Raw genomic sequence first — 8,184 nt, 5'->3', positions numbered from 1 at the left:
CTCCCGGCCACTCGCCTCGATCGCCAGATGCATCAATTCATCTGCACTCAATAAATCTTCCACTGACCTTACCTTTCCACCGATCGTCACAACCATGTCATTCAGGCTGCATTGCTCTCTGAACAATATATCCAGCTGACGATGACCCATGTATAGCGAAAAATGCATTATTTTTGCATCAGCCACATTCCCCGCATTCGGCGCCCATACATACCGATACAGGAATCAATCTTATAGCAGAGGTAAATATACATTCGCAAAATCGGATTAATTTGACTTAATCAAGCCTTCAGGAAATATTAAAATTCTCGCCAAATTGCCCTTATACTTCAGCCATATAGCCATACCACTATTGATCTGCACACAAGCCAATATGATCCGCAGACACCCACGTAACCATCGCTCCAGTAGTGCTGCTTGAGTGCACCTCTGGGTAGACACCCGGCTTTTCAAGCCAATTTCACAACGAAAAAAACAGATGGCCATGTTGAAAAATGACTTGTATTTTTCACGCCGGAAATCGGTAGCAACAGGTAGTGGCACAATCAATCCTGCAGTAAATATCAACTGCGCTTAGCGCCGCTAACAAAACCCAGCGAAGTGATTCTGCTTAGGCGTGCAAACGAAGGCAGTACGTGAGTACGACAAGTTTGCACAACAACACCAGAAGGGTTTTGTTAGCGGCTCTTAATAGACGAGCCAGCCCAACCAGGAAAAACAAAATGCAATACAATACCTTGCCAGTCATTTGATTATCACTACCTTTACCAGGCCATTCATTACAGGTCGTCTCCAAGTTATCAAACTGCACGACAACGGGTCATGGTGAAGCCCTTCCCCGAAACACCAGCCAAACTGTCATCCGCACCCGCTGCGCGTACTACAATACCCATTACCATACTTGCGTTGCGTCATTCCTTCGATGCCACTCTTCGTTCACCATTCTTTTGCCTGCAAGCCATTGATCAAGCAATTCAACACATTCATGGCATACGGCTTTCGCCTGGTTATATATCTATTTCTGGCCTGGCTACTGACAGCATGTCACCACCTTGACCCCAATCGGATTTTGTTGCGGCAGCTATCCGTGGTATCGGTACCGGACAAACTGGACGCGGGATTGCGAATGCAGGCGTTTGATTTTGTATGGTCGACGATCAATGAGCGGTATTACGATCCAAACCTGAATGGCGTGAACTGGATTTCAGTCAGGGATCAATATCGCCCCCTGGTGGTGAATGCACCGGATGACGATGCGTTTTGGGCGGCGCTGGATCAGATGGCTGGTGAGATGCATGATGGGCATACTCGGGTTGAATCACCGAAAGAAGCCAAATTACATGATCGTAGTGCCATGGTGTCATTTGGATTCGGCTTGATACGGCATAATGATGAGCTGTTCGTCGATGCGATTTCACCGGAAGGCGATGCATGGTGGGCTGGTGTCAGAAAAGGTATGCAGCTGATCAGCATCAACGGGCAGGATGCAATCTCCACGCTGACCCGTTTACAACAGAATGTGCGCAACAGCTCTACCTTGCGGGCACGTGATCGTGTGGCACTGGGCAAGCTGCTACAAGGGGAGCCCGATACCCAGGCAGCGATGCGGTTTCAACGACCGGATGGCAGTGAAATTGCCGCCGTTCTGACTCGCCGGGTGCTGAATTCCCCACCCCGCCTGATTTCCCGCAGGTTGCCATCTGGTTACGGCTACATCCGGTTCAACGAATTCAAACCCAGCCTGACCTGGCCAGTCATCGAGGCATTAAGGGGATTTCATGATACACCAGGTATCATCATCGACTTACGAAGCAATCCTGGCGGGGCCTTGAATATGGTCTGGCAGATTGCCAGTGAGTTTCTGGCAGAGCCGGTAGTGATGGGCCGAACCTTGACGCGAAGCGGCCAGCCTGTCACGTTGTTTTTCAATACCTTTGAGATTCTATCGCTTGAGCAGAAGGCTGATGGCCGTGGTCCATATGCCTATAAAGGACCGCTGGCAGTCCTGGTGGACCGCAATTCCGCCAGCGGGGCAGAAATGTTGTCATCGTCGTTGCAGGCCATCGGCCGGGCGCAAGTGGTGGGCGAGACCTCATGTGGCTGTTTATTGGGCTTTTTCGACTACACCCCGATACCTGGCGGCGGTCGGTTGGCCTATAGCGAGGCTGGCTTCGTATTGGCAGATGGCCAGCGAGTCGAGGGAATTGGTGTGGTGCCAGATAAACCCGTTGTCGTCACAGTCGAGGATTTGCAGCAGGACCGGGATCGGATATTGGAAGCCGCCGAAGCATTGCTCAACACGCAGCACCCACCCCCCCATGTTGAGCCAATACCCAATCCACCACCAGATCAACCATCTTGACTGATATACCGTTAGTTACATCCTGGATAGCGCACCGGTTCAATCAGTGCAATCATGAATTGAGTCAAAGGAATTGCCAAAACCACACGGGACAATGTTTGTATTTGGCACTTCGCCATACCTGGATATTGGTAATGACCGCACCAATCTGTGCCCACATTGGGCGCTGCCAAACATAATCCGTTTCGCTGTCTTCCACATTCTTGCAAAAACTCATTCTTTTGTAATATTTGGAGAGTTGCTTTGTTCTAATCGTGAGATCAACGCTTTTCTCATTCAGCGCCTGTTTATCCAATTTAAGTTCGTCACTTTCTCTGGCATCCGCAACCAACATCACCTTCCCATCTGCAGTTGCGCCACTTTTTATCCCCACCATCAGCAACGCCTGCATCAGGGCGAGACCGTAACCGCTGCCTCGAAAATCCTCATCGATATCAATCCGATAGATATGAATATCATTTCCATCCACAATGCCGTACCCATATCCGATGCAGCTTAAGTCGGTTACTGAAGAATCCTTAAAGACTGCATACTTCTTACCGCCTTTTTTCCATTTCGAGTAGATGTCGTGCGAACGTGGGTTCTTGGATGCAACCAGGTTAGCGGGTACAGGACCTTGAATCGGTGTATGTACCCGAACTTTGGCGGAAATATCGTTTCCAGACACCTTGGTTTCAATACCGATCATGATTACGCCTTCACTGAGAGTAAAATGCGAATCGAGCTTGAAAAAAGGTCAACAGGCGCGATGGCCCAGTGGCGATCTAAGCAGCTGTGTGTCTACTCCTCCTGATCGCCCATATGGCCAGCACAATGCATGCTCGTTCAATTTGCAGCACCATCAAACAAACCGCTTGGTCATTGCATTCGCAGCGATCAGGCCACATGAAGCCATCGACGGGCAAACCGCTTGCAGTATCCACGCCTGGGCGATGAGCGGGCTTAAGGCACCATTCCCCGAGCGGATTCCAGTACAGGCATCTCGATTCCTACCACACGATTACGTCCACGCTGTTTGGCTTTATACAGCTGGGCGTCTGCCAATTTATATAACTTGGCACTCGCATCCGGCTCAGCGCTATCGACAATCGCCACCCCCAGGCTGACCGTCACATAAGGTGCCACACTTGAATGGATATGCGGCATGGCTAAAGCCTCGATATTGCTGCGAATACGTTCCGCCACGGCCATTGCACCAGCCAGTTCAGTCTCTGGTAACAGGCAGGCAAACTCTTCACCACCGATACGGGCAATCAGATCAGCAGGCCTGCGTAACGTGCTGGACAGCGCTTCAGCCAAGGTTTTCAGGATGTAGTCACCCGCCGGATGGCCATAATAATCATTGTATTGCTTGAAAAAATCGACATCGATCAATACCAGCGCCAAATCGCCACGGCGCCGACGCTGCCTGTTGACTTCATGAGCCAGTGCATCTTCGAAGTGACGACGATTGGCCAGTCCGGTCAGGCTGTCGGTCACGGCCAGGCGTTGCAACAATTCACGGGTACGCTTGATTTCTAGATGATTGCGAACACGAGCTTGCACCACTACATCCTTGAACGGCTTGATGATGAAATCCACAGCACCACAATCAAACCCTTTGGCCTCCTCATCTGGATTCGCCAGTGCCGTGACGAAAATGACAGGAATGTCCACCGTACGACGATCGACCTTAAGCAATCGGCAAATGGCAAAGCCATCCATTTCGGGCATGATCACGTCCAGCAGTATCAGATCCGGCTGTGGGGACATGCGTGCACGGGCCAATGCCTCCTGCCCTGACAGTGCAAACTGGACTTCGTACAGCTCCTCCAGCGAGCTGGCCAAGGCTTCGATGTTGGCAGGCTCGTCATCCACAATCAGGATAGTGGGCTGGCCTATCACGTCGAGTCATTCCTTTCTGCATAATGTGCCAGCACGGGCGCCAGATAACGACGGGCCGACGGGAAATCCAAACGCTCAAGTGCAATAGCGATGTCACGGGCAGCCGCTTCATCCACCGCTGCTATCAGTGCACTGAATTCACCAAATCTGCGACGAGCACTGATCGACCGTAACCGCAACAGAGCGTCAAGCTCATCCAATGAGCTGATCGCTTCGATCCGTGCCGAACCAGGTGGCAACACCACGGCCGGCTGAGGACACGGTGGCAACCAACTATCGATACTACTCAATACCACTGCCAGGCCTGCATCCAGTTCTTGCAGTTCACGCTCGATACCGTCTGGCTCTCGTCGGTTGATCCGCTGCTCAATATCCGTGGCCACGGTGGCGACACGATCTGCCCCCAGGGTGGCGGCCACCCCTTTCAAGGAATGAGCGTAACGCCGGGCATCGTCATACTGCACCGAATCGAGTAGCTCACGCAAACGATGTGCCGCATCCGAATATCCGGTTCTAAAGCGACTTAACATGCGACGTAGGAAGGTGGTCTTGCCACCCAGCCGATGCAAGGCGGTCACCAGATCCAGTCCTGGCAGAACCGGTAGATCCGGCCCCATGCGCGGCATGCAGTTTTCACCCATTTGCACACTGGGATAGACTGCTTGCACCAGTGCCCGCGCCAGACGGTCAGGATCAATGGGCTTGGAAATATGGTCATTCATACCAGCATCAAAGCAGCGCTGCCTTTCGGTATCGATAGCATGTGCCGTCATGGCAATGATCGGCAGCTGCTCACGCCCAGGCAGGTGACGAATCATGCGCGTCGCTTCCAGGCCATCCAGCACGGGCATTTGCACATCCATCAGCACTGCATCCACGTGAAAATCGCGATTGGCCATCAGATCGACCGCTTGCTGACCATCTTTCGCAACCGTCAGCAAAACCCCCATTGAGGACAGCAGGTCAACTTCAAATTCGCAAAGAATATCGTTGTCTTCCACCAGCAGAATGCGCATCCCTTGCAGCTCAGCCCGCAGCGCGGTCCGCCCGGCCGGTGCCGCTGCCACGGCAGGTGTATGGCCCAGCAAACGCAGCACCATCTCCTGCAACGCACCTTGCCGGATCGGTTTTTGCAGTACCGCATCCACGCCCACCGGCAGGGCGGCATCTGCAGCCAACGCATGACTCACCAGCAGAATCACTTTCGGCTTGGGTTGTCCATTGGTCTGCGCCATTTCCGTAACCTGGCGTGCTGTGTCAACCCCGTCCATCACCGGCAGTGACTGTTCGAGCGTGATCAAATCCACCTGTGGCAATGCAATGCTATCCTGGGTGGCGGACAGAAGCTGCAATGCAATCTCGCCATTACTGGCCAAACGTACCGCCATACCCCAGCCGGTCAGCCATTCCATCACTGCACGTCCCGCTGCCGCATTGTCATCCACCACCAGCGCGGACATGCCTTGCAGGCAATTTTTGTTCTCCAGCAGCGGCAATTGATGGCTCGCCCGTTGCAGCCAGATATTGAAACGAAACACCGTCCCTTGCCCCGGCTGGCTGCTGACGTCGATCTCACCCTCCATCTGGTGGATCAGCTCCCGGCAAATGGCCAACCCCAGCCCAGTACCACCAAATCGACGCGTGGTGGAGCTATCCGCCTGGGTGAAAGACTGGAAGATGGTCGCCATCTGCGTACCGGTCATACCAATCCCGGTATCCTTGACACTGCACTGCAGCTCAACCTGGCGCTCGGACATGTCCCCAGTTGCAATTGTGACCATCACCTTTCCCTGATTGGTGAACTTGATGGCGTTATTGACCAGATTCAGCAATACCTGCCCCAATCGCAACGGATCACCGCGCAAGGCAGTGGGCACCATCGGATCGACTGCAATCACCAGTGACAACCCTTTGGCATCCGCCTGTAAGGTGGCAATGCTGGTGACTCGATCCAGCACCTGTTGCAGATCAAAATCAACCGTTTCCAGCTCTAACTTGCCAGCTTCGATTTTGGAGAAGTCCAGAATACTGTCGATGAGTTCCAGCAATGTAGTGGCCGACGTACCGACCTTTTGCTGCAGGGATTGCTGCCGCTGGGTCAGCGAGGTCTGCTGCATCAGATGGGTATACCCCAGGATAGCGGCCAAGGGAGTGCGCAATTCATGGCTCATGTTGGCCAGAAAAGCTGATTTGGCACGGGTGGCAGCCTCGGCAGCCTCTTTTGCCAGGCGTTGTTGTTCTTCGGCCTGTTTACGCCCGGAAATATCCTGCAATGCACCAAATACCGCCGCCTGGTCGGCGTACTGAATACGCACGGCCGATAACATGACCCATACCAACTCCCCGGTCAGCGCACGCAACTGTAGTTCAAGATCGCTAATGCTAGGCTGGCTACGCAGTTGAATCTGTAGGTCAGCATAGGCACCTCGCTCAGCAAACAGTTGGGCAATTTCCAATGGCTCATCGCCAGATATCGTCCCCAGCTTGAACAGTTCCCCGAATCGCCGATCGGAATAGATCAGTCGCCCGGTTTCCAGATTGGAAATCCACAGTGGGAATGGCGAGGCCGCCAAAATCGACCACAACCTCGCTTCACTGCGTGCCATACCTTCCGACTGCTCTTTCAACTGCAGGATGACATCCCGAAAGACATCCAATGCATGAGCCATGTCGCCAATTTCATCATCACCTTGCTTTGGCAATGGCCCATCCAGCCGACCGGCTGCAATCTCACGCATGCTACGTGCCACATCCGCCAGTCGCCCGACGACATTTCGCCCGACGTAAATGGACCCCAAACCCAGCGACAGCAACAGACTGATCAGCATCAACCCGGCCAGCCCGAGAGTACTGACGTGCAATTGAACAGTCAGCTCCCGTAATTGCCGATCCATTTCCTGGTCATGACGGGTGTTCAGCTCGATCAGCATGGTTGACAATTGCGCGACCAATTGGCGGTTCTCCGTCAGCATTTGCCGAGTAATGCGGAGCAGACCCAACTGCTGATCGCTGGCGCGGAACATGCCGTCCATCCCATCTGCAATCGAATGCAATGTGTTGAATTGATGCTTGAGCTCAGTCGATGCCGGCAGATCATGTAATGTCGTTAGTGCTCGATCGTAGCATTGGCGAAATGCGGTTTGCGTCGCCATCAATTGCGAAGTACCCGCCGCCCGCTCAGCCAGCCTGATCAGATTGGCCATTTGCTCTACATCGGTTTGTAACTGCAGTCGGCCTGTCAGCATTGGCTCCTGACGATGCCTCCCCCGGTCGACTTCATCCGGCCTCGCCATCCTTGATGCCAACAGCCTACCGACTATCCGCACCACCTCATCAGCTCTTGTGGACAATGCCCGCTGACGCTGGTCCAGCTCCAATCGACCTAGAACCAGTTGCCGTAGATTGGTGGCATTCAATTGCAAGGATCGCATCGTTTTTTCAACTTCAATGCGCATATTCCGGTCGACGGTCCCCATTTGTGCAAGCTGTTTCGACATGTCGGCCAACAGCGTATTGACCCGTTGCTGAGCCGGCAACTGAGTAGTGGTCGACTCGACCATGGTCAGCTCAGCCAGCGCAGCGGAGAGTGACTGTCCAACGGCATTCAACTGGGCAGTGCTCAAGCTGGACGGTATATGCTGTGAGGTCAAATGGGAAAGCACCGTATCAACCTGCTGGAACATCCAGATTGCCGACCCCGCTGCCAGTACGGTGGAAGCTGCTGCCAGCGCAAACGCCAGCTTAAGTCGTGTGCCAATGCCATGGCGACGGGACGGCGCCACAACCAGCTCGTCAAACGTGCTATCGGTCATGGGCCGAACCCGCGGAGATGATTGAATACCAGCCCCAACGGTAGCGGGATGCTGGCCAACATTTGTCAATCAACGTTGCGCTACACCGGAACATGGTCAAACCGGGCCTCGCTGGCATGCCTTGCG

General features: G+C 53.6%; 5 protein-coding genes. 1 reads left to right on the top strand and 4 read right to left on the bottom strand.

Annotated features, from left to right (window positions below):
* Positions 1–186, bottom strand: a 186-nt coding sequence (locus tag FFS57_RS25620) for a hypothetical protein (RefSeq protein ID WP_212749170.1), incomplete at its 3' end; no start/stop codon positions are given.
* Positions 187–985: 799 nt separating this feature from the next.
* Here FFS57_RS25620 and FFS57_RS21770 point away from each other — a divergent pair.
* Positions 986–2,362 (top strand): S41 family peptidase, encoded by a 1,377-nt coding sequence (locus FFS57_RS21770; protein ID WP_171014134.1) that lies wholly within the window; start codon positions 986–988, stop codon positions 2,360–2,362.
* A gap of 64 nt (positions 2,363–2,426) precedes the next feature.
* Here the strand turns inward: FFS57_RS21770 and FFS57_RS21765 are convergent, their stop codons facing one another.
* From FFS57_RS21765 to FFS57_RS21755, 3 genes are all read right to left on the bottom strand, one after another.
* Positions 2,427–3,050 (bottom strand): GNAT family N-acetyltransferase, encoded by a 624-nt coding sequence (locus tag FFS57_RS21765; RefSeq protein WP_137939940.1) that lies wholly within the window; start codon positions 3,048–3,050, stop codon positions 2,427–2,429.
* Positions 3,051–3,304: 254 nt separating this feature from the next.
* Entirely contained in the window at positions 3,305–4,246 is a 942-nt protein-coding gene (locus tag FFS57_RS21760; protein ID WP_137939939.1) for a diguanylate cyclase, read from the bottom strand.
* On the bottom strand, positions 4,243–8,058 hold the full coding sequence (locus FFS57_RS21755) for a response regulator (RefSeq protein ID WP_137939938.1): 3,816 nt from the start codon (positions 8,056–8,058) through the stop codon (positions 4,243–4,245). Before FFS57_RS21755 ends, FFS57_RS21760 begins: the two co-directional genes overlap by 4 nt.
* Positions 8,059–8,184: the final 126 nt, after the last annotated feature.

Source organism: Chitinivorax sp. B, assembly GCF_005503445.1.
Lineage (GTDB): Bacteria > Pseudomonadota > Gammaproteobacteria > Burkholderiales > SCOH01 > Chitinivorax.
This window is presented reverse-complemented; position numbering and strand designations above follow the sequence as displayed.

Excerpts from the sequence above, each read along its gene's own strand:
- FFS57_RS21770 (WP_171014134.1), top strand. The coding sequence starts at position 986 with ATGGCATACGGCTTTCGCCTGGTTATATATCTATTTCTGGCCTGGCTA.
- FFS57_RS21765 (WP_137939940.1), bottom strand. The coding sequence starts at position 3,050 with ATGATCGGTATTGAAACCAAGGTGTCTGGAAACGATATTTCCGCCAAA.
- FFS57_RS21755 (WP_137939938.1), bottom strand. The coding sequence starts at position 8,058 with ATGACCGATAGCACGTTTGACGAGCTGGTTGTGGCGCCGTCCCGTCGC.